The organism is Bacillus cereus group sp. BfR-BA-01330, assembly GCF_022663885.1.
In the GTDB taxonomy this organism is placed as follows: domain Bacteria; phylum Bacillota; class Bacilli; order Bacillales; family Bacillaceae_G; genus Bacillus_A; species Bacillus_A cereus.
This window is the reverse complement of sequence record NZ_JAKUGK010000007.1, coordinates 284,587-307,785: the sequence shown is the minus strand read 5'-3', so window position 1 is coordinate 307,785 and position 23,199 is coordinate 284,587. Positions and strand designations below refer to the sequence as shown.

Here is a 23,199-nt window from a genome sequence, read left to right as displayed (position 1 = left end):
GAGATTCTTGCTTAATAAAATTGAAAATTATGATATTCAATTAATACACCAAATGAAATATATGTAATTCATTAAAATTATTTATTAAGCAATATTATATATCCTTTTGGTTATATTTTCTAATTATCTGAAGATTTATCAACATTAGTCTTAATATTCGAAATTAAAGAAATGGATTTTTCAGAAAGATAAAACTGCGCGTATTGCAATTATTTATGTATATAACTTTTTTAAAAATTATATTTTAAATATAGCTAGTTTTTTATAAATTTTTTGATATAATTACATACGGGAAAAGGGAAGAATTTTGTCTTCCCTTGTGTTTTTATTTGCATCTAGTACTTTTGCTAGATGCTTTTTTTTATGCTAAAAAAGGTATCCTCAAATACTTTGAGGATACCTTTTCACCTTTATTATCTCTGCTGTTTTCTACCTAATACGAGTAACCCAAAACTCATCATTACAAGAAGTGCTCCCATATATGGTTCCACAGGCATTTTCTGCCCTGTCTTCGGTAATTCTTTTTCAGGTTTCTCTGGATTCGGTGTCCCTGGCTTTTCTGGATCTGGTGTTCCAGGTTTTTCTGGATCTGGTGTTCCAGGTTTTTCTGGATTCGGTGTTCCAGGTTTCTCCGGATCCGGTGTTCCAGGCTTTTCTGGATCTGGTGTTCCAGGTTTTTCTGGATCTGGTGTTCCAGGCTTTTCTGGATCTGGTGTTTCTGGACCTGGTGGTGCTAAATGATTCAATTTGTTTAATACTTCTAATTGAACTGCATTTATCATTCCATTTGTAATTTCAAATGGAATTGGATTAGTTAATTTTTCATATCCCTTTGGTGCTTCTACTTCTACTAGTGTGTAGTTACCTACAGATAGATCTGTGATTTTTGCCTTTCCATCTTTATCTGTTGTTACTTTCACTACTACTTTTCCCTTTTCATCATGAACTTCAAACACAGCTCCTGATAAGACTTCCTTGCTTTCAGCGGCCATTTTTGTAATCTCCACTGAACCTTTGTCTAACTGTTCGTTCTCTACTTTCAATGATAAGACTTTTGTCATACCTTTTGTAATTTCGAATGATACTGGTTCCGTTAACTTTTTGTAACCTGGTAAGCTCTTCGTCTCTACTAATTTGTATTTTCCTACTGATAGATCTGAAACGTTTGCTTTTCCTTCTTTATCCGTCGTTACTTTCGCAACTACTTTGCCTTTTGAGTCACGTACTTCAAATACAACATTTTCTAATGGTGCTTTACTGTCTTTATCTATTTTTGTGATTTCTACATTCCCCGTATCTACCATTTCATTTTCTACAGTGAACGCTAAAGATTTTGTCATACCTTTTGTAATTTCAAATGGTACAGGCTTTTCTAATTTTTTGTAGCCTGGTAAACTCTCTACTTCTACTAGCTTGTACTTTCCTACTGATAAACCTGAAACTGTTGCTTTTCCAGCTTTATCTGTCGTTACTTTCGTTACTACCTTGCCTTTGTCGTCTTGTACTTCAAAGACTACACCTGCTAACGGTGCCTTACTATCTTTATCTATTTTTGTAATTTCTACATTTCCCGTATCTACCATTTCATTTTCTATGTTTAATGATAGAACTTCTGTCATACCTTTTGTAATTTCAAACGATACTGGTTCTGTTAATTGTTTGTAGCCTGGTAAGCTTTCTTTCTCTACTAATTTGTACTTTCCTACAGATAAGTCTGAGATTTTTGCTTTACCATTTTTATCTGTTTTTACTTCTGTTACTACTTTGCCTTGCTCATCTTGTACTTCGAAGACTACGCCTTCTAATACTTTTTGGCTATCTTTATCTACTTTTGTGATTTCTACTGAACCTTTGTCTAACTGTTCATTCTCTACTTTTAATGATAAGACTTCTGTCATACCTTTTTTAATTTCGAATGATACTGGCTCTGTTAGCTTTTTGTAGCCTGGTAAGCTTTCTACTTCTACTAGTTTGTAATTCCCTACAGATAGATCTGAAATTTTCGCTTTTCCTTCTTTATCTGTTGTTACTTTTGTTACTACTTTTCCTTTTTCATCTTGCACTTCGAATGTTACGCCTTTTAATAACGCGCCACTTTCTTTGTCCACTTTTGTAATTTCTACTGAGCCTTTATCTACTAATTCGTTCTCTACTTTTAGTGATAAAACTTCTGTCATACCTTTTTTGATTTCGAATGATACTGGTTTCGCTAGTTTTTTATATCCTGGTAAGCTTTCTACCTCTACTAGCTTATATTTTCCTACTGGTAAATCTGAAATTGTTGCTTTTCCTTCTTTATCTGTTGTTACTTTTGTTACTACTTTATCTTTTTCATCTTGCACTTCGAATGTTACGCCCGCTAATACTGCGCCACTTTCTTTGTCTACTTTTGTAATCTCTACTGAACCTTTATCTAACAGTTCGTTCTCTACTTTCAATGATAAAACTTTCGTCATACCTTTTTTGATTTCAAATGATACTGGTTCCGTTAATTTTTTGTAACCTGGTAAGCTCTTCGTCTCTACTAATTTGTATTTTCCTACTGATAGATCTGAAACGTTTGCTTTTCCATCTTTATCTGTCGTTACTTCTGTTACTACTTTGCCTTTGTCGTCTTGTACTTCGAAGACTACGCCTTCTAATGCTTTTTGACTATCTTTATCTACTTTTGTGATTTCTACTGAACCTTTGTCTAACTGTTCATTCTCTACTTTTAATGATAAGACTTCTGTCATACCTTTTTTAATTTCGAATGATACTGGCTCTGTTAGCTTTTTGTAGCCTGGTAAGCTTTCTACTTCTACTAGTTTGTAATTCCCTACAGATAGATCTGAAATTTTCGCTTTTCCTTCTTTATCTGTTTTTACTTTTGTTACTACTTTTCCTGCTGCATCTTGGATTTCAAAGACTACGTCTTCTAATACTTTTTGGCTATCTTTATCTACTTTTGTAATTTCTACTGAGCCTTTATCTACTAATTCGTTCTCTACTTTTAGTGATAAAACTTCTGTCATACCTTTTTTAATTTCAAACGATACTGGTTTCGCTAGTTTTTTATATCCTGGTAAGCTTTCTACCTCTACTAGCTTATATTTTCCTACTGATAAATCTGAAATTGTTGCTTTTCCTTCTTTATCTGTCGTTACTTTTGTTACTACTTTATCTTTTTCATCTTGCACTTCGAATGTTACTCCCGCTAATACTGCGCCACTTTCTTTGTCTACTTTTGTAATCTCTACTGAACCTTTATCTAACAGTTCGTTCTCTACTTTCAATGATAAAACTTTCGTCATACCTTTTTTGATTTCGAATGATACTGGTTCCGTTAATTTTTTGTAACCTGGTAAGCTCTTCGTCTCTACTAAATTGTATTTTCCTACTGATAGATCTGAGATTTTTGCTTTTCCTTCTTTATCTGTCGTTACTTCTGTTACTACTTTGCCTTTGTCGTCTTGAACTTCGAAGACTACGCCTTCTAATACTTTTTGACTATATTTATCTACTTTTGTTACTTCCACATTTCCCTTGTCTAACATTTCGTTTTCTACTGTTAAAGCAAGAGATTTTGTCATGCCTTTTTCAATTTGGAAAGTAATCGGATCTACTAATTGTTTATACCCTTTTGGTGCCTTTACTTCTACTAACTTGTATGTGCCGACTGATAAATTAGTAACTTGTGCTTGTCCTTTTTTATCTGTCGTTATTTTAGCGACTACTTGTCCTGCTTCATCTTGAATCTCAAATACTGCATCAGCTAAAGCATCTTTATTTTCTTTATCTACTTTTGTAATTTCTACATTTCCTGTATCCACTAATTCATTTTCTACTGTTAGCTTTAGCGCTGTTACTCTACCCTTTTCAATTTCGAATGAAATTGGCTTTTCTAGTGGTTTGTATCCTGCCGGTGTTTCTACTTCTACTAACTCATACTTTCCAATAGGTAAATCTGAAACGTTTGCTTTTCCTTCTTTATCCGTCGTTACTTTTGCAACTACTTTTCCTTTTGAATCACGTACTTCAAATACAACATTTTCTAATGGAGCTTTACTATCTTTATCTATTTTTGTTATCTCTACATTCCCTGTATCCACCATTTCATTTTCTACTTTCAATGATAGGACCTCGGTCATGCCTTTTTTGATTTCAAATGATACTGGTTTTTCTAACTTTTTATAACCAGGTAAACTTTCTACCTCTACTAATTCATACTTTCCTACAGGTAAATCTGAAACATTTGCTTTTCCTTCTTTATCTGTCGTTACTTTCGTAACTTCCTTACCCTTTTCATCTTGTACGATGAATGTTACTCCCGCTAACGGTGCTTTATTATCTTTATCTATCTTTGTTATCTCTATATTTCCCGTATCTACCATTTCATTTTCTATTTTTAATGATAAGATCTCGGTCATACCTTTTGTAAGTTCAAACGATACTGGCTCTGTTAATTTCTTATAGCCTGGTAAACTTTCTTTCTCTACTAATTTGTACTTTCCTACTGATAGATCTGAGATTTTTGCTTTACCATCTTTATCTGTTTTTACTTCCTTTACTACTGTTCCAGCTTCATCTTGCACTTCAAAGACTACGCCTTTTAATGCTTTTTTGCTGTCTTTATCTATTTTTGTAATTTCTACTGAACCTTTATCTAACTGTTCATTTTCTACTTTCAACGATAGGACTGTTGTCATACCTTTTGTAATTTCGAATGATACTGAATCTGTTAGCTTTTTGTAGCCTGGTAAACTTTTCGTCTCTACTAATTTGTACTTCCCTACTGATAAGTCAGAGATTTTTGCTTTACCATCTTTATCTGTTTTTACTTCTGTTACTACTTTGCCTTGCTCATCTTGCACTTCGAAGACTACGCCTTCTAGTACTTTTTGGCTATCTTTATCTATTTTTGTAATTTCTACTGAGCCTTTGTCTAACTGCTCATTTTCTACTTTTATTGCTAAAGCTTTTGTCATACCTTTTTTTATTTCAAATGGTACTGGTTCTGTTAGCTTTTTATAACCTGGTAAGCTTTTTGTCTCTACTAATTTGTACTTTCCTACTGATAGATCTGAAACGTTTGCTTTTCCATCTTTATCTGTTACTACTTTTCTTACTACTTCATCTTTCTCATCTTGGACTTCAAATTCGACACCCGCTAATACTGCTCCGTTTTCTTTGTCCACTTTTGTAATTTCTATATTACCTTTGTCTACCATTGCATTTTCCACTTGTATTGGGAATATGCCGTCCCCTGTTACATTTACTTCGAACTCTGCTTCTTTTAATTGGTAGCCTTCAGGCGCTTTCGTTTCTTTTAAAATATATTTCCCTGGTGCTAACGGTTTAGAGATTGCCTTACCATCTTTATCTGTAACAATATGTTCGACTACTACACCGTCTTTTACTATATCAAACTCTGCATTTGCTAATGGTTTTTCACCATTTTCCGAATCAATTTTCTTTACTTCAATTTGACCCTTTTGCATAGTATTTTTAATTTCAATTGTTTTTGTTTCTCCAGCTTGAAGTGTAACCTCTACTGGTTCTTTTAATTTTTGATATCCTTCTGGTGCTACTGTTTCATAAACTTTATACGTTCCAGGAGCTAAAGTTTGAGGTACTGAAAAACCTTTTTCGTCCGTTTTCAGTTTTGCAACAACTTCATTTGCACTATTTCGAACTTCAAATTCGGCACCTTTTAACCCTTTGTTCAGATCCTCAGAATCTATTTTATGAATCGATACTGTACCGTCTTTTGGAGCTTCAGGCGGCGTAATAGTTACTTCTTTTGAAGTTAATGTTTTATCATCAAAATGTAATTCCGCTTTATTAGGAATCTTCTTATCTACGTAAGAAGATAAGTCTGCATTATTTTTAATTTTCGCCTTGATACTAAGATTGATTCTCTGGTCTTCATATGACTTATAGTCAAAATTCTCACCAAACGTAAATGTTACTTCACTTCTTTGCTTATCTATCTTTAACGTCCCTTTAGAAGTAATATCTTGGCCATTTTGATCATATACTTTTGCCTCTAATACTTCTAAAACATCTTCTAAATCATCACGAATTACCATTGATGTGTATTTAGGAGGATCGTTCGGTATATGTGTACCAACTTGGTATTGAATCACTTGATCCATTTGTGTTAGCTGCTCATTCTCTACAAGCTTGCCATTCTCATCAACTATATTTTTTTCAATACTAGGTGGATTATCGTCACCTGAACCGGTTCCCCCTCCACCACTTACGAATACTTGTCCTACTTTTTCTTCAGTTTTAATATTTTTACCTTCTAATTTCACAGTATTTTTATGAGGCTTTGCAGAAGGATTAGTAATCTTTGTTTTATATCTTAAAATATAACCTTTTGAACTGTCTGGAAACTCAATTGTAAATCCAGCCTTTGTTGCATTAATTTTAATGTTAGATAAATCTGCTGGCTTAATATTTGTTGGTGCATAACCATCTTCAAATACAGCCTCTTCTAATATTACGCTGTCTGTAATTAACTCATGCCCAGGTCCTAATGTATCTGTTAATTTAAGATCTTGCATTTCTGTTCCAGTTGCATTTACATATACAAGCCAATCAGCAATCGAAGAATCTTCTTGATTATAAGAACCCCATTTCAATAGATTATCTGTATTGGGCTGTGGCTTCGGTCTCTCTGTCGTATTACTTACATTTACTTCTTTATTGACGATTTGACCATCAACGTTAAATTCTAATGGAATTTCTTTAACACCATCATATGCTTCTAGACCAAAGTAGAATTCTACGAATAAAGAACCTTTAATGTTATTCTTTCCTTCTACGTAATCTCCCATAGTACACGTTAATAGACCATTTTTCATCTCACATGTACCAACTGTTTTTCCTTCAGCATCTTTTAAAGGAAAACTCATATTCATAAGGTCTTTTCGAAACTCTTTTGGCATATCAATTGTGAATTGATCTCCACTTTTTATTTTTTCTTTAGCTGACCACTTCACTTCTACTTTCATACCATCTGAGGCTTGATACGGTTCAGATGTCGTGCCATCAGTACGGGAAATATTAATTTCGTCCACTGGACTTTTCATCACAGCAGCTTGAATAACTGGAGCCCACACATTCAGCACTGAAAATAATACTAGAAAAACTAATGAAACCATTGAAATATGTCTTTTAGTACTTTTCATTTGCATAGTTCCCTCCTATTTTTTATATTTATATAACAAAAAAAGACCGTCCGGTTGCATCAAAAATGTGCAACCAGACGATCTTAGTAACCAATATGTATTACCGTAGACTCTAAGCTTTGCGGCCTATCCTTTCGAATAGTGTGCTAAAAATATCTTTTATTCTTTTTTTGTTTCATTTTCCTCTTAAACCAAATATTACTATACCGTCTGGACGGTTATAATTCAATACTCTATAAAATTGTTCTATTTTTCTAATAAAAAAAATAATTCACCACTACATTAAAGAAGCAACGGTGAATTATTTTCACATTATATAGTTCGTATATTCTATTTATATGAATTTCTAATAAGAGCTTGAATCACTTTTTCTCTTAACTCGAGGCTTAGTCTTCCAACCCCTAAATATTCCGAATACCATAATCCATCTGCTGCTAATCTAATAATTGTTGCACAAACTGCATCTATCTCATCGTTTTCTATATTCTTTTGCAGTTGCTGAAATGATTGTTGTAATGGCTCAAGTAATTCAGGTTTTAACATGAATGCTGCCATCATACTACTAGATAACTCTTCTGTTCTTCTCTCATTATTTAATCTTTCCTCTACAAAAGAGCGAACCCATCTCCCTTTCCTCTCTGAGTCTTCCGCTACTTTATTGTAAATGGCCCCTTCATAATCCTCTACCCCTCTGACTATCATACCTTCTATTAAAGCTTCTTTATTTGAAAAGTGATACAATAATCCCCCTTTACTTACACCCGCCTCTTTTGCCACTGCTTCTAAGGTTAATTTAGCAACCCCTTTACATTGCACAATTTGAGAAGCGGCCGCCAAAATCTTTTGCCGCGTTATGCTTATACTCATTCCTTTTTAAAACCCCATTTCTACTAAATTTATATAAATACGAATCTTATTTTTAATATTGTTGATTACTACTAAGTATTTTCTTTATACAACAAAAGCTTCATTACCTTTGAATTTTTAGTTACTTATTCTATTAAAAATTTCCATATCATTCAATATGATAACATTAAACACACAAAGCTGACTATACATCTATACTTTTGTATTTATTGAAAATATATCCATTAATAAAATTTACCAATTTAGTCCTTCTTATTACTTTATAAGACGGCAGTAATTCTTTCAGCACTAAATAAAAAATGTTATTACTCCCATTGAATTGAGTAATAACATTTTACTTAACAAATTCGCTGCCAACTAGCATCCTTCACATCTTCACTAGTCGGTTTTCTAACTAATCCAACAAAACATTCCTCGCAAGCACCAAATGCAATAAAATTTTTCTGTGCTTGTCTTAACGAGACTTCATTTGCACCGCCTTCAAAGTCAGGATCGTTAAACTGTACCTCATCATCTTCCCAGTAACATATATTACAAATTTCATATGTACCTGGTGGTTCTTCTTCTATTGTTCTATACCCGCAGCACGGACATGTATATTTCATTCTGTTACTCCATTATTCATTTCTTTTTTCTCCCATATATTCCGGCCCATAAAGAATGTAACAGCGCAAATCATAGTTATTACCATGAAAGTAGTATTAGAATCCTCATATGTAGTTGGAATTCCAACCGTTACAGAAACAATACTAAAAGCTAAAAGTAAATATAATAATAAAGATAGAATATAGCTTAGTCTAAATCGTAAAATGATACCTCTAAACAATAGCTCACCAAGTAGACAGCCACCTAAAATAATAGGTACTCCGAAATACAATGTAAGGACTCCCATTTGCGCAGTAGATTGAATTATCTTTCCAATTATGTTCGGCGAAACCAGCTCACTATTGTTTCCCATCCTATCATATAAATCAAGTGCTGTTGCTGAAATAAAGAAACTTAATATAGAAAATGAATACGGTATTAAAAATTTGCTCACTCTCATTCACCTCGCTTGTTTCTTTACATATATTATTCATTATTTTCGCATAAAAAAATAGCCCGTCTTCCGCGAAAGGCGAGCCGTTCCACTTAATTCTCACTTAACTTCTTCTTATACCAATCCTGCATTCTCTCCGCATCTTCTACTCTCGTATGCTCTATTTTATAACTAGATGATGCACTAGAAAACTTATACGTACATAAATCCGCTCGGCGCTGGAAATATGATTGTGTCTTCTCCATTGATTGGACATGTCTTCTTCTAATAAGTCCTGTATATTTTCCGACGCTACGATAGACAAGTGTAATTTGTTCTCCGTTAACACTGTAACCATTTGTTTTAAATGTTGCGTATCCAAGTGTAAAGATAAGGATTGCGAGCGGAATTAATGCCCACATGATGAAGTGCTTTTCAGAGTATATACTTATTCCAAGAAGCGGGATTGCTAGCATTGCGAAGAAAATGAAACTATCAATGAGATAGCGGCGTAATGCTGCTTTTGGTAATGCAATAATGTTTGCATTCAGTTCGTATGGTAATTGTAAATGGGCGAGTAACTGTTGTACTCGATCTTTTCGAATGATTGGGTGCAGTGTAACCTTTTCTTTTTCGTCACCCATTCCTTTACTTTGAATGACTTCTACTTGCACAGCACAATAACCGAATGGTTGGCGTAAAATACTTTCTTTTATCGTAATACCTTGAATACGATGCAATTTTAGTACGAGCTCTTTTTTCTCAAGTAATCCTTGCGAAATGCGAACTTCGTCATTTCTTCGATTCACTGTGAAATCGCCATGTTTTAACGCGTAACCGATTGTAGATATAATCCAAGAAAGAACGAGTAACATGGCTACCATGAAAATCCAGCCATATATATCATGTTCCATTACATACGACTTTACGCTATTCTCTATCCATTTCGGAATGTACTCATCTACTTGGTGATACACAAAAAAGATTAATGAGAATAATAATCCAAATTGACCAGATGTAACAGAGGCTATTAAAATCTCTTTCCACGTTAATTTGTATTCTCTCGCTTGTTTTTCCTCTGTAATGATTTCTTTTACTTCTACTTCTTCTGATGTTTTTTCTACTTTCAATTCTGAAGCCGGCTCATTTAACATTGCGATAAGCTCTGTCGCTTCTTCTACCGTAATTCCAGCTAAGCTAACTTCTGCTTCATCGCCCCCGCCAGCTGTTTCAATCTGAATTTTTTTCAAACCGAGCATTTGATATAGTACGTTAGAACTTGTATTAATCGTTTGAACACGTTCTTTATTTAAGTAGCTCTCCTTTTTCACAAAGAGACCTTGTTTCACATGTAATACGTTATTTTCAACCCAGTATGTTGTGTAATACCATTTTTCAAACGCTGAAAAAACGGTGAGTAAACCAAATGCAGCGGGAATTAAATACCAAAACGGGAACTTTCCGTTTAAGCTAAACATGAAAATAATGAGTGGTATAAAGTCTGTTATTTTCAACTCTAATAACATCGTGATTGGATGCTGCCTTTTATACATCCTCATCACTCACTTTCGCTAATTCTGCTATTTTCGTTTTCAACATTTCAGCTTCATACATCGTTAAACCTGGGATGCTATGAGAAGTTGCTGCTGTTGAAATGTGTAATTCTGCTAAGCCATATTTTCTCATAATTGGTCCTTGTTCAATCGTTACGTGCTGTACACGAATCATCGGCACTAATACACGCTTAACAACGAAAAGGCCATGCTGAATTTCAAGTTCTTCTTCATTTAGTTGGTAGCTGTAATAACGTTGACGTAGTTTCGGGAATAAGAAGTACGAAAATGGTGCGAACACAACTGTCAGCCCAATCATTACATACAAAATCCACGCCCACCAATCAAACTTTATCATGAGGAAAAGGTAAGCTAAAATGACGAGTATACCGATCCCTTCTTCAATTACAGCACGAACTTTCCACACCTTGACCATGTCAGGGTGAATTTCATTTTTCAATGGATCCATGTAACCACTCCAAATCTAGTAATCTAATATATGAATACTCTTAATCTATATTTTACGTAACTTTACAGAAAATTGGAATTTAATCTTCTTTCTTCTCAGGAATAAAATATCCGAACCAAAGTAGCCAAATGAAACCGATTAACTTCATCCAATTTCCATCCGCTTGAAAAGCTTCAATCATACCTGGTATTTTATAAACCCCAATAAATCCAAGAAAACCGAGCCACCAGTTTTTTTGCATTTTCATTTTTACTCCTCCTTCATTACGTTTTTCACATTTCGAATCCAAATTTCTTTATACTTTAACTGGAATCCCATGAGCATATAGTTGCTCATATTATCGATCACGAGTGCTAGCGTATGAGCATTTTCTTCCGTTTCATGTTGTGACACAACGCCCAGTCTCGCGCCTTTCTTCAATAAATCGTGGAAACCATGTAAGAAATCCTCTTGTATTTCAAATAAACGTTTCTGGTACTTTTCATTTCGCGATGCAGTTACGATAAATTCATTGATAACGCGTAGTATTCCTTCTTGCCCTTCATACTCAGAGAGCATATGTAAACCATCTGCGATTAGCTTTTCTGCAAAGTTTTCTTTCGTATACCGCTCTTCATTAAAGTACTTTGTAAAATGATAATCAGAAAAAATCTCTTCAAATAAAAAATCAACTAACGCTTCTTTAGAAGAAAAATGATAGTAAATAGCCGGTTTTGAAATACCTACCTCTTTCGCAATCATGGAAAGACTCATCTTCTCAATGCCGTGTTCTGCCATAAGTTTAAATGATGCCTCTACAATGTTCTGCGATGTTTGTAAATTCTTCGTCATACTGTACCTCACTTATTTTTACTTACCGGTCGGTAAGTAAATTATAAAACAAAACGAAATGATTTTCAATTTAGTTAGCACTACAGAAGGTATTTATTGGAAAATACAGAAAGTTATAAAATAAAAGCAACATATAACAATAAGGAGGATATCATATGGGACTTGGTGGTAATGGCGGTAGTGGTGGTAATGGCGGCGGTGAAGCGGGACAAGCTGGTAAGAGCGGATTTTCATTAATCATTGTACTTTTTATCGTATTGATTATAGTTGGAATTAGCTATATCGGACTTAGCTTCTAAGAAAAGGCGTCCTACATTACATATGTAGGACGCCTTGTTTTTAATCCCTATTCAGCAATCGCATACGATAGCAATTCATCGTCACTTCTCCAAGCCTTTGCAGTAATTGATAGTTCGCATATGCGCCGACTGGGGCACCGATTACTGGGACGAGCTGAAGCATTTTCGCTAAATCAATATAGTCTCGGTACTCTGTTTGGAACTTTTCCCAGTCCATATGATTTTCTTTTTCTGTATCCCACGTTTCGATTGCTTTCCATATTTCTTTTCTGTGATCGTCACTTGAAAAGGCAAGTTGGAAAACGTGAAGGATAAAAAGACGCTCTTCTTGTTTACTCGTATCAAATCCGTACAATGTCGCTGCATCGAATAAAAATTTAATTTTAATTGTAAGTAAAAGCGGAAAGTCAGCAAGACCGAGGAGAATACCACCAGCTCCAGTCCCTGCTCCTTCTGCCGCTGCTATTTTTTTGTACTCATCCATTTTTTTACGAACTTCATCGTCACGTCTTTGCAGTGACCATGTCGTCTCTTTTAGCTTCGGCTTTATAAAGTTTGACCCGGCGCTAATCGTTTGCACCATCATACGAATCGTCTCTGTTAGTACCTTTTGTACTTTCGCCGGAATGAGCTGTTGCACCTTCGTCTGCACTTTTTTGGAGAACCGTGTCATCATAGAAGAATCTTTCATGAATGTAGCTTTCCACTGCTCCAATTCTTTTATAACCTTCTCTTCGTATGTAATCATAGGTTCATTCCTTTCAATTTAAACGCTCAATGCGCTTCGCCCCGTATTGGTAAACGAAACCGATACTAAATAATATGCTTACGATAAGTAAAATTCCTGTCATCATGAAATCTTTCGTTGCTAGTGCAAATATAATTGTAAATATAACGCTACCTGTAATAAGAATTGCATTTAATAAAGTAAGAAAATCTTTCTTCTTCTCTTCTCCGCCTACTGGGTACAAATCAAGCCAAATTTTCATGCGGTGATGTTTCCATAAAGTTAATAGCTGATAACCGATTAAGTATAGGAAGATAAGGCTTACGATAAATCGTCCATATAAAAACGGAATGAAGTAAAGAATAACTCCGCCTAGAGCGAGCAGGCGCACATATAATCCAAAATAGTTACCTGATCTTAAAAATGTTCTCGTATATAAGTATAAATATGTACGCTTTTCGCCGATTATCGAAAGAATGAAATCAAGCCATTTTCGGCGAGATACTCTTTCTTTTAATGCTGGTACATCAACGAACATGTTCGCAATGCGGTACAGTAGCATCATCTTCTTGCCTTCTTCGGAAATTAAATACTCCCAGTTTAGTGGCTTTCCTTTGACCATTTGATGAATGATAGCAAGGTATAACACCATGAGAAGGACGATTCCACCAATGAAAAGAACTGAAGTACGTTCTACAAGGAAATATACAAATAAACCGTTTAGGATAAAACGAATAAACCAATCAGCCCTTTGTATATTTTGATCTGTTAAAAATGACTTTTCCCACGCTACAAATAAATTCCACGCTTTTACAATGACAAATGCGAGTACGATCCATATGTAGCCAGCTCCTGTTTGCTTCATTTGTTGGAAGTATAACGGAGCAAGCGCGGCTGCTACGATTGCGATTATGTATAACTGAATCATAAATGTAAAAAGAAATGCCTTTGTGAAGTAAGGTTTTAACTTTTCTTCAACTGGCAGTAAGTAAACGAGATCCGCTTCTTTTAATAATGTTTGAATGGATCCAGCCGTTAACACGAGTCCAATTAATACTGCCATTACGAGCGCAGTTGGAAACGAAGTTGTTAACGTTTGTAACCATTGCTGGTAATAATACGCTCCCGCACCGATGATGAACACGAAAATAAATTTCAAATGATCATTAAATACGTATTTACTATATGTACGAACTTCTTTTAGAAAGTGACGAAATCGTTCTTTCCATAACGCTGTGCTATTCATAATCTTCTTCCTTTGTTAGCGCGATGTAAATATCATCTAACGTTGCACCTGGCATATTAAACTGTGATTGCAGTTCAGATAGCGTTCCCTTCGCTCTTACTTCACCTTGATGCAAAATAATGAACGAATCACAATAACGCTCTGCCGTCGCTAAAATATGTGTGCTCATTAAAATACCGGCACCACTCTTTTTCATTTGGTCCATCATTTGAAGAAGGGATTGAATCGCTAACGGATCTAATCCAACGAAAGGTTCATCTACTATGTAAAGAGATGGCTCCACTAAAAATGCGCTCATAATCATTACTTTTTGTTTCATCCCTTTTGAGAAATGAGATGGAAACCATTTTAAACGATTTTTCATACGAAACTCTTGTAGTAGTTGTCCTACACGTTCTTCATATTGTTTTTCATCCACGCCATACGCCATAGCTGTTAATTTCAAATGCTCTTCTAACGTTAATTCATCATATAATACCGGCGTTTCCGGAATAAATGAAAAGCTAGAACGGTACGCTGTCATATCATCACGAATTGTTTTCCCATTAATTGTGACAGTTCCTTTTTTCGGTTCCATTAAACCGATAATATGTTTAATCGTCGTACTTTTACCAGCTCCATTTAAACCGATTAAGCCGACAAGTTCGCCTTTATTAACAGAGAACGAAACGTCTTTTAATACAGGTCGTTTCGTATATCCTCCTGTAACATTTTCTACACGCAATAACTCGCTCATACGACACCACTTTCTTCATTAGTATTCATTCTATATTCATCTTACCAAAAATTATGCTGTACTACATAGTATCCATGTACTCAAAAAAAATTTTTAAATTTATTAGCATATAATTTCCCGAAAGCGGACATCATAATTATTGAAGAAGGAACACATTGAAAAAGCAACCACCAATTGATGAGTACAACAACATAGTGAAGTCATCATGAAATGGGGTGTCCAAGTTGGACAATGAAATTTACACATAACCAGATCATTTGTTTCATTTTCGAAACGGGGTGTCTCTGAAAGAGCATATACTGTTTTAAAAAATAAACAATTTCATTTAAAAAAAGATTGCAATTCATTTCACTTGAAAATGGGGTGTCTACGGCAGAAACTTTAGCCGATTTACCGTGCATTTCTTAAATAAATGAGGTGTCTGCGAAACGTAAATTACGATAATGCTTTTTCAATCCCTCTTCAGAAAACAGGAAGCTGAGTCAGCTTCCTGTTTTTCGTGTTTGTTCTCTTATGTAATTATGGTAAAATACGGCTAAGGATATTTGAAAGGATGAGATCAATGAATCATACAGCAGACAATTGTATTTTTTGTAAAATCATTGACGGGCAAATCCCTTGCTCAAAAGTATACGAAGATGAACATGTGCTTGCATTTTTAGATATTAGTCAAGTAACAAAAGGACATACTCTTGTTATTCCGAAAGTTCACAAACAAGACATTTTTGCGTTAACGCCAGAAATCGCATCACATATTTTTTCTGTCGTTCCAAAAATCGCAAATGCGATTAAAACAGAGTTTAATCCAGTTGGCTTTAACCTACTTAACAATAACGGTGAAAAAGCTGGACAAACTGTGTTCCACTTCCACCTTCATTTAATTCCACGCTACGGTGAAAAAGATGGTTTCGGTGCTGTTTGGAAATCACACCAAAATGAATACACTATGGAAAATTTACAAAACATCGCAAGTACAATTGCAAATAGTGTGAAATAATGACACTATAAGAAGGCGTAATACATAACAAGCCACTTCCCTGAAGTCATCAAATTCCGCATGGCTTGTTTCTTCACCTAAAATGCTCAGGGATGATTGTTTGTGCATAGCACATATAAGAAAGATATGCATATTTTTTCACATCATGAATACGAACAAAAAATAAGGAGGTCTCCTTTTATGTCAAAAGCTAAATCCTTTATTACAGGTGTTATTTGCGGCGGAGCAGTTGCTGGACTAGCCGTTCTTTTCTCAACTCCTTCTTCTGGTAAAGACATGCGCGGCAAGTTAAAAGAAAAAGGAAATGATATTAAAAAGACTTTAGCTGATATTACAGCTGATACGAAATTATTAAAGCGTCAAATTGTTGAAACTGCTTCAGAAGGTAAAGAAGTGTTTCAAGAACTAAAAGATGACATGCAAGACACGCTTTCTAATTGGAAACAAGATATTTCTCAAAACAAGCGCCATATTGAGAAAGAAATTTTGGACATCCAAAAGTCAATTGAGAAACTGCAAGAAGCTGTTCCAGAAAAAGCGTAAACAAATTCCTGCTTAGTTTTTTGCATATAACAAATATTTTTTATATAAATTGACCTTGACACGGCATATCGTATAGATATGCCGTGTTTTTATGCATTTACAATATATGTTATCAATTAACATGTAAGGACAACGCATGTATTCACGACTCATAAAACGCTTCCATAGTTATGCATGATTTGTATAGAATGTCATTTTGTTAAAAAATTTTCACAATTCTTACAAAAAGACTTTATTAATTTTTATTTTACTGGCATAATAGATAGTAATGAAAAAGAATGTTAAAGTGGGTGAGTAAATGAAAAGTGGAGAAAAAGATTACTCGGTAAAAGAAGCGATGATTTTCAGCCAACGCATTGCTCAATTATCGAAAGCGTTATGGAAATGTGTAGAGAAAGATTGGCAGCAGTGGATTAAACCTTACGATTTAAATATTAATGAACATCATATTTTAACAATCGCTTATCATTTAAAAGGGGCTTCTATTTCTGAGATTGCTAAGTTTGGAGTTATGCACGTATCAACGGCATTTAACTTCTCTAAAAAGCTAGAAGAACGCGGCTATCTTGTATTCTCAAAAAAGGAAGATGATAAACGAAATACGTACATTGAAATTACAGACAAAGGGGAAGAATTACTACTTCGCTTAATGGAAGAGTATGATCCTGAAAATAATTCAGTGTTTAATGGGGCTCTTGCACTTCGTAATTTTTATGGGAAGTTCCCAGAAAATATCGAACTGATTGCAATCCTGCGTAATATTTACGGACAAGACTTTATCGATATTTTTGAGAAATCATTAGAAGATATTGAAGAGAACTTTACAGAATCCGATCAAAAGTTAGTTAAGAAATAATCTATTTATTTTTTCGCAATCATGCTTAAGAATTCATTCATAAGCGGCTTAAATAAACCCTGTTTTGCTAGCGCTTCCGCAGTTTCGTGTACTTCGAGCTGATGTGGAAGCGCTTTTTCAAATTGATCTAACAGCGCATCGAACAAAAGAAGCCCTTCTGCTTTCTCCACTACATATTGCTCGTTCAGTTTTTCACAAAGATTTAGTATACGTTCAATATCTTTTTTACGAGCTTTTTTCTTTATGATCAAAGAATAAAATGGACACTTCTCTTCATCAATCATTTTAAATAGTAGGTCTACATAGTATTCAGCTTGTTCTAATCTTCTAACAACGTCCATTTTCTCCCTCACTTTCTAACACAAAGTCTTCTATTTCTGAATTTTGTAACACGAACAAAATATCGTGTGATACAATATATGTATATGTATTTTAGCCAAAAGGAGGTCTCGCCTCATGACACTTATAACAGTTGTTTTTGTCGCATTTGCACTTCTTGTTATATTTTACACGAATTTCATGACACATACACTGTGTGAACGAAAACAAATAGCTGCGAGCCGCCAGCCCGGTGTCTTTCGGGTTATTAATGTATGTATAACAATTTTATTAATTTCTAGTTATATAGAAATTATATTTCATGGAAAGTGAGGAAGGAAAGCCCCTTCCTCACTTTTTTCCTCTATAAGCAAATTATACCTACAATAACCAATAAAATAAACAGTACAAGTAATAAAATAAGTTGAGAATTCATCCCCATCCCCTCCTCTATTCTGTATATGCGGCATACGCCCAATATGGCACACTTTCAAAATCTGACACGTGCTGGTTAATTTTTCTTTATCAATATGAAAACGGTTCGAAATATGATATATTAAATTTTGTACATATTGCTTATACTATAGAACAAAACATTCATCAAAACTTTATCCTCAGCCTCGGTAAGCCCTGTTAAGCGCGCTTTACCAATATAAAAAAGCAAAAGTATCAGTGAGACTTAATCGGGCTCCTATGAATCAAAATTCATTGGTGTAGGATAAATTAAAAATACATAATAGTAGGAGTGTTTATCGAATGAAGAAAGCTATGCTTGCCTTAGCCGCAACAAGTGTAATCGCATTATCAGCATGTGGAACATCATCATCAGACAAAATTGTTACATCTAAAGCTGGTGACATTACAAAAGAAGAATTCTACGATCAAATGAAGACACAAGCTGGTAAACAAGTACTAAACAACATGGTTATGGAAAAAGTACTTATTAAAAACTACAAAGTTGAAGACAAAGATGTAGACAAAAAGTTCGATGAAATGAAAAAACAATACGGTGATCAATTCGATACACTATTAAAACAACAAGGTATTAAAGAAGAAACTATAAAAACTGGTGTGCGTGCTCAATTAGCTCAAGAAAAAGCTATCGAGAAAACAATCACTGATAAAGAACTAAAAGAAAACTACAAGCCTGAAATTAAAGCAAGCCACATTCTTGTAAAAGATGAAGCTACTGCGAAAAAGGTAAAAGAAGAACTTGGACAAGGTAAATCTTTCGAAGAGTTAGCGAAACAATACTCTGAAGATACTGGTTCAAAAGAAAAAGGCGGAGACCTTGGCTACTTTACTGCTGGTAAAATGGTTAAAGAATTCGAAGATGCTGCTTACAAGCTGAAAAAAGATGAAGTAAGCGAACCTGTGAAATCACAATTCGGTTACCACATCATTAAAGTAACAGACATTAAAGAACAAAAACCATTTGATGAAGTAAAAGGCGACATCAAAAAAGATCTAGTTCAGAAGAAAGCACAAGATGCTGCATTCATGAATGATCTTATGATGAAAGAAATCAAAAAAGCTGACGTAAAAGTTGACGATAAAGATTTAAAAGATCTTTTCGAAGAGAAAAAAGCTGACGATAAAAAAGAAGAAAAGAAATAATGAAGTAAAAAGCTTGGGCTTCGGCCCGAGCTTTTTTTATCTCCTCTTCTCCCAGTAGTTAATCTAGATTCGGTAAATGAAATTATATCGGCGATTTTTCAAATATATCGACCGCAACTCCAATTATATCGGCGATTTTCAAAATATATCAGCGCAACTCCAATTATATCAGCGATTTTCGAAATATATCGACTTACCGACAAAAAACGACAACAAGCGTGACTCCCTCTTCAAACACAAAAAAACCTTGATCCACGCCACGTAGAACCAAGGTTTATCTTATTATCATTGATTAAATGAAAAAACTATGTTAAATTAGAACAGAAACACGTTTTACAAAACAAAAGGAACGTATTTATCCGTATCTTAATTGTACACCAAAACACATCTTCAGTCAACCTCTATTTTTCACTTTTAAAGGAGTGCTTACCGTATGAACAAAAAACTTGATCTAGAGCAAAAAAGATTGGATACCGTAATTGAAACAATTACGGAGCAAATTGATAAACTGGAAAACGAAACTGGCAGACGCCGAGCAGAAGTAATCAATATTCGTAAACACTTTTGGGATGATGTGAAAGTGAATACTGATACTTTCGATGATTATCTTGAAACAGTTATCAACTTAAGACAACAAGCTCAGTCACTAGCTGTCACACAAATTACCCATAAGCACACCTTTAATCGACTTGCCGCATTAAGACGCATGCATAAAGCACCTTATTTCGGACGAATTGATTTCAAAGAAGAAGGAGAATCTGCCGCGGATCAAATTTATATCGGCGTCGCTACACTTACTGATGCAAGCGGAGAAAACTTCCTTATATATGACTGGCGCGCACCTATTTCGAGTGTGTACTACGATTATCCACCAGGACCGGCTGAATACAGTACACCAGGCGGCGTAATCCACGGTAATGTGGAGAAAAAATTACAATACATTATTCAAAATGGCGAGATTGATTCTATGTTCGATACGAGCCTTACAATTGGTGATGAAATCTTGCAGCAAGCGCTCGGAAAAGGGACGAATAAACATATGCAGAGCATCGTTGCTACAATTCAGCGCGAGCAAAATGAAATTATTCGTCACGATGAAGGCCGACTCCTTATCGTGCAAGGAGCTGCTGGTAGTGGTAAAACGTCAGCTGCCCTGCAACGAATCGCCTACTTACTATATAAATATCGCGAATGGTTAAAAGCAGATCAAATTATTCTCTTCTCCCCTAACTCTATGTTCAACAGCTACGTTTCTAACGTACTACCTGAACTCGGCGAAGAAAATATGCAGCAAGTGACTTTCCAAGAATATTTAAACCATAGACTAAGTAAGTCATTTGACGTTGAAGATCCTTATGAACAATTGGAATATATGTTAACTGAAACGAATAGCCCTACCTATAAAACGAGAAATGCGAGCATCCGATTTAAAGCATCCACTCAATTTTTCGAGATGATTAGAGCGTACAGACAATCTCTTGAATCTTCAGGCATGCTATTTAGAGGAATGAAATTTAGAGGGAAACTAATCGCCTCAGCTAAAGAAATTACAGAGCAATTTTACAATACAGACTCCTCCCTCCGTTTCAATAATAGAATTGAAAAGTTAACGGATTGGCTAAATAAGCAAATAGATGCACTTGAAAAAGCAGAACTGAAAAAGCCTTGGGTAGAAGAAGAAATTGAACTACTTAGTAAAGATGAATATCAAAAGGCTTATAAATACTTGCAGAAAAAAGGCGAGTTTGACGATAACTCCTTTAATGATTTTGAGAAAGAAACAAGAGTACTTGGACGTATGATTGTCCGTAAAAAAATGAAGCCACTTCGTAAAGGCGTTCAAACATTGCGTTTCATCAATTTTACAGGCATATATAAACAACTTTTCACAGATGCATCATGGGTTACTGGGGAAAAACCGAAAGAATGGGATGACATTTGCTCATTAACAGTAAACATGCTTGATGAAGGAAAGCTATATTACGAGGATGCGACTCCATTTTTACTTTTAAAAGAATTAATTGAAGGCTTCCAAACGAACAGATCGATTAAACACGTACTCGTAGATGAAGCGCAAGATTACTCTCCGTTCCAGTTCGAGTTTTTAAAACGTCTCTTCCCTGCTGCAAGAATGACGGTACTCGGAGACTTTAACCAAGCGATATTTGCCCATGCGAGTGAAACGGTGAATTTCGATACACTTACGAATTTATACGGGCCAGACGAAACAAACGGCATTAACTTAACTCGTAGCTATCGCTCAACAAAACCGATTATTGAATTTACACGTGCTCTCGTACCGGAAGGGAAGAACATTCACGCCTTTGAACGTGACGGCGCGAAACCTACAGTGACGAAAGTAGCTAATCACAACGAACTACACGAACATATTACTGCTAAAGTTGCTGCACTACAAACAGAGCAGCACAATACGATCGCAATCATCTGTAAATCCGCAGCTGAAAGCGCCGCTGCCTATGAGGAACTTAGTAGCATTGAAGATATTAAACTTGTGAAGAGCACCTCTGCTGAATACGAACAAGGCGTTGTTATTATCCCTGCTTATTTAGCGAAAGGCATTGAATTTGATGCCGTTATTATTTACGATGCTTCTAAAGATGTGTACAGCGATGAGAGCGTTCGTAGATTGTTCTACACTGCTTGTACGCGAGCGATGCATGAATTGCACCTTTATAGCGTTGACGAGGTTAGTCCTTTTGTGCTTGGGGCTGATTCGGATAGTTTTGAACTTATTACAACACCTTGATAACAATCAAGGTGTTTTCTTTTTTATGCAGGACTTACACCTTTAAAGTAGAATATATCAGTTTAGAAAAAAATTAAGGAGCGAAAAGATGAACCACTATTTTATTGCTATTTATGACGGTGAGTTTCCTACCGAAAAATTACATACCATTTTACAATCTAAGCACACTTTTACTGACCTAAACGTCCGCACCATTTCAATCTCCTCACCAAGACCTTTCACATTATTAGTTGGCGAAGAACATCGTGCACTCACAACTGGACTTACAGACAAATACCACTCATTAACGAAAGAGTTGCAAACACTTGAGCAGCAAAAAAAGTACTACTATGTATACGATTATAAAATTAGAAAGACCATCGAGAATCCTATCCAAAAATGCTTTCCATTCGCACAAATCAATATAAGTGTTACGAAATTCCATCAGATGATTCAAAAAGCAAAAGACTTAAAACGACCTGTTTTTGCAGGTTATAACATCGTCTCTCATGATGCAGACATACTTACGATTGATGTACTTCTTTCTTCACCTTTGCTAGATCCTAACACTTCCGAAAAAGATGCGGAAGAATACTCTTATTTACAGCAACTAACTGAATCAATCTCTCGTTCTGAATTATGTATTTCTGTTAAAGAGAGTGCACTTATTTAAACACGAAAAGAGGGTTATTTATCATAACCCTCTACATACTATCTATTTATGTTTTTGAAACAAAACGTACTAAGTGTGCTAGTGTAAAAAATACAGATTGCGATGTCCATACCGTTTTTTTATGAATATTTATTTACTTCTTGTCCCCTGACACTAATGTTCTGCTTAAAAACAGGAATTTTCATCCATATATCTTGTTCCCTATTTTAAAACATAATACAATGAATACGTAACTTAATAAGCTATAACTAGTAGGTGTGGCAGTCATCTCTTCCATTTTGAAAAAAGGGGGAGGTGATAATATAATCGCGATGTTTGTAATTAAATTAGTGTATGGTATCCTAACCGGAGCTGGCGTTGTCATCGGTAGAAGATACGTCGGTCCGTGGCTAATTTCTGTATACAAAAAAGCGAGAACCACCCTGCTTCGTGGAAAAGGTAAGGGCGGTTCTCGGCTAAAACGTTAATGTAATTGTCTTATAACCGCACCTACTACCACCACAATAGCAAGTTAGGTTACACAAG

The 23,199-nt window shown here is 35.1% G+C and carries 21 protein-coding genes and 1 riboswitch; of the genes, 9 read left to right on the top strand and 12 right to left on the bottom strand.

The window, feature by feature from the left end; translation table 11 throughout:
* Nucleotides 1–413: 413 nt before the first annotated feature.
* The 8 genes from MR112_RS21195 to MR112_RS21160 form a co-directional block, all read right to left on the bottom strand.
* Nucleotides 414–7,184, bottom strand: coding sequence for a SpaA isopeptide-forming pilin-related protein (locus MR112_RS21195; RefSeq protein ID WP_242245271.1), 6,771 nt, complete (start codon nucleotides 7,182–7,184; stop codon nucleotides 414–416).
* A gap of 59 nt (nucleotides 7,185–7,243) precedes the next feature.
* Nucleotides 7,244–7,336, bottom strand: a riboswitch (cyclic di-GMP riboswitch).
* A gap of 172 nt (nucleotides 7,337–7,508) precedes the next feature.
* Nucleotides 7,509–8,045 carry a TetR/AcrR family transcriptional regulator gene (locus tag MR112_RS21190; RefSeq protein WP_086404443.1) on the bottom strand — a complete coding sequence of 179 codons (537 nt, stop codon included), beginning with the start codon at nucleotides 8,043–8,045 and terminating at the stop codon, nucleotides 7,509–7,511.
* Between the two features lie 338 nt (nucleotides 8,046–8,383).
* A complete protein-coding gene (locus MR112_RS21185; protein WP_000877836.1) occupies nucleotides 8,384–8,650 on the bottom strand; it encodes a CPCC family cysteine-rich protein in 267 nt (88 codons plus the stop codon).
* Complete coding sequence (locus tag MR112_RS21180; protein ID WP_002025431.1) at nucleotides 8,647–9,090, bottom strand: hypothetical protein; 444 nt, start codon at nucleotides 9,088–9,090, stop codon at nucleotides 8,647–8,649. The genes MR112_RS21185 and MR112_RS21180 overlap by 4 nt, the downstream gene beginning before the upstream one ends.
* 86 nt (nucleotides 9,091–9,176) lie before the next feature.
* A complete protein-coding gene (locus MR112_RS21175) occupies nucleotides 9,177–10,616 on the bottom strand; it encodes a PH domain-containing protein (protein ID WP_242245270.1) in 1,440 nt (479 codons plus the stop codon).
* Nucleotides 10,609–11,085 (bottom strand): PH domain-containing protein, encoded by a 477-nt coding sequence (locus MR112_RS21170; RefSeq protein WP_000371358.1) that lies wholly within the window; start codon nucleotides 11,083–11,085, stop codon nucleotides 10,609–10,611. The genes MR112_RS21175 and MR112_RS21170 overlap by 8 nt, the downstream gene beginning before the upstream one ends.
* Before the next feature lie 79 nt (nucleotides 11,086–11,164).
* Nucleotides 11,165–11,332: a hypothetical protein gene (locus MR112_RS21165; RefSeq protein ID WP_000783813.1), complete on the bottom strand. Its 168-nt coding sequence runs from the start codon at nucleotides 11,330–11,332 to the stop codon at nucleotides 11,165–11,167.
* A gap of 2 nt (nucleotides 11,333–11,334) precedes the next feature.
* Nucleotides 11,335–11,916, bottom strand: coding sequence for a TetR/AcrR family transcriptional regulator (locus tag MR112_RS21160; RefSeq protein WP_000164838.1), 582 nt, complete (start codon nucleotides 11,914–11,916; stop codon nucleotides 11,335–11,337).
* Nucleotides 11,917–12,071: 155 nt separating this feature from the next.
* Between MR112_RS21160 and MR112_RS21155 the strand changes: the two genes are divergently transcribed.
* Nucleotides 12,072–12,215 (top strand): YjcZ family sporulation protein, encoded by a 144-nt coding sequence (locus MR112_RS21155; RefSeq protein WP_000522759.1) that lies wholly within the window; start codon nucleotides 12,072–12,074, stop codon nucleotides 12,213–12,215.
* Nucleotides 12,216–12,255: 40 nt separating this feature from the next.
* Here the strand turns inward: MR112_RS21155 and ecsC are convergent, their stop codons facing one another.
* From ecsC to ecsA, 3 genes are read right to left on the bottom strand one after another with little or no spacing between them, the layout of a single operon-like run.
* Complete coding sequence (ecsC, locus tag MR112_RS21150) at nucleotides 12,256–12,963, bottom strand: ecs operon protein EcsC (protein WP_000634142.1); 708 nt, start codon at nucleotides 12,961–12,963, stop codon at nucleotides 12,256–12,258.
* Between the two features lie 13 nt (nucleotides 12,964–12,976).
* On the bottom strand, nucleotides 12,977–14,188 hold the full coding sequence (gene ecsB / locus MR112_RS21145; RefSeq protein WP_001089130.1) for an ABC transporter permease EcsB: 1,212 nt from the start codon (nucleotides 14,186–14,188) through the stop codon (nucleotides 12,977–12,979).
* Nucleotides 14,181–14,924 carry an ABC transporter ATP-binding protein EcsA gene (gene ecsA / locus MR112_RS21140; RefSeq protein ID WP_001292603.1) on the bottom strand — a complete coding sequence of 248 codons (744 nt, stop codon included), beginning with the start codon at nucleotides 14,922–14,924 and terminating at the stop codon, nucleotides 14,181–14,183. The genes ecsB and ecsA overlap by 8 nt, the downstream gene beginning before the upstream one ends.
* Before the next feature lie 562 nt (nucleotides 14,925–15,486).
* On the opposite strand from ecsA, the gene MR112_RS21135 reads away from it, so the two are divergent.
* The 3 genes from MR112_RS21135 to MR112_RS21125 all read left to right on the top strand — a co-directional run bounded on the left by MR112_RS21135 (nucleotide 15,487) and on the right by MR112_RS21125 (nucleotide 17,320).
* Nucleotides 15,487–15,921 carry an HIT family protein gene (locus MR112_RS21135; RefSeq protein WP_001016841.1) on the top strand — a complete coding sequence of 145 codons (435 nt, stop codon included), beginning with the start codon at nucleotides 15,487–15,489 and terminating at the stop codon, nucleotides 15,919–15,921.
* A gap of 180 nt (nucleotides 15,922–16,101) precedes the next feature.
* Nucleotides 16,102–16,464 (top strand): YtxH domain-containing protein, encoded by a 363-nt coding sequence (locus MR112_RS21130; protein ID WP_000030302.1) that lies wholly within the window; start codon nucleotides 16,102–16,104, stop codon nucleotides 16,462–16,464.
* Nucleotides 16,465–16,762: 298 nt separating this feature from the next.
* Nucleotides 16,763–17,320: an HTH-type transcriptional regulator Hpr gene (locus MR112_RS21125; protein WP_000834924.1), complete on the top strand. Its 558-nt coding sequence runs from the start codon at nucleotides 16,763–16,765 to the stop codon at nucleotides 17,318–17,320.
* A gap of 5 nt (nucleotides 17,321–17,325) precedes the next feature.
* Here the strand turns inward: MR112_RS21125 and MR112_RS21120 are convergent, their stop codons facing one another.
* The gene (locus tag MR112_RS21120) at nucleotides 17,326–17,661 is read right to left on the bottom strand and encodes a DUF1878 family protein (protein WP_000383655.1); all 336 of its coding nucleotides are present in this window, start codon (nucleotides 17,659–17,661) and stop codon (nucleotides 17,326–17,328) included.
* Between the two features lie 115 nt (nucleotides 17,662–17,776).
* Here MR112_RS21120 and MR112_RS21115 point away from each other — a divergent pair, with 115 nt between their 5' ends.
* From MR112_RS21115 to MR112_RS21095, 5 genes are all read left to right on the top strand, one after another.
* Entirely contained in the window at nucleotides 17,777–17,971 is a 195-nt protein-coding gene (locus MR112_RS21115) for a hypothetical protein (RefSeq protein WP_000172690.1), read from the top strand.
* A gap of 423 nt (nucleotides 17,972–18,394) precedes the next feature.
* The gene (gene prsA / locus MR112_RS21110) at nucleotides 18,395–19,255 is read left to right on the top strand and encodes a peptidylprolyl isomerase PrsA (RefSeq protein ID WP_000710058.1); all 861 of its coding nucleotides are present in this window, start codon (nucleotides 18,395–18,397) and stop codon (nucleotides 19,253–19,255) included.
* Nucleotides 19,256–19,688: 433 nt separating this feature from the next.
* Nucleotides 19,689–22,022 (top strand): RNA polymerase recycling motor HelD, encoded by a 2,334-nt coding sequence (gene helD / locus MR112_RS21105; protein WP_242245269.1) that lies wholly within the window; start codon nucleotides 19,689–19,691, stop codon nucleotides 22,020–22,022.
* Between the two features lie 88 nt (nucleotides 22,023–22,110).
* Complete coding sequence (locus tag MR112_RS21100; protein ID WP_242245268.1) at nucleotides 22,111–22,674, top strand: hypothetical protein; 564 nt, start codon at nucleotides 22,111–22,113, stop codon at nucleotides 22,672–22,674.
* A 278-nt stretch (nucleotides 22,675–22,952) separates the two neighbouring features.
* A complete protein-coding gene (locus tag MR112_RS21095; protein WP_063246215.1) occupies nucleotides 22,953–23,141 on the top strand; it encodes a hypothetical protein in 189 nt (62 codons plus the stop codon).
* Nucleotides 23,142–23,199: the final 58 nt, after the last annotated feature.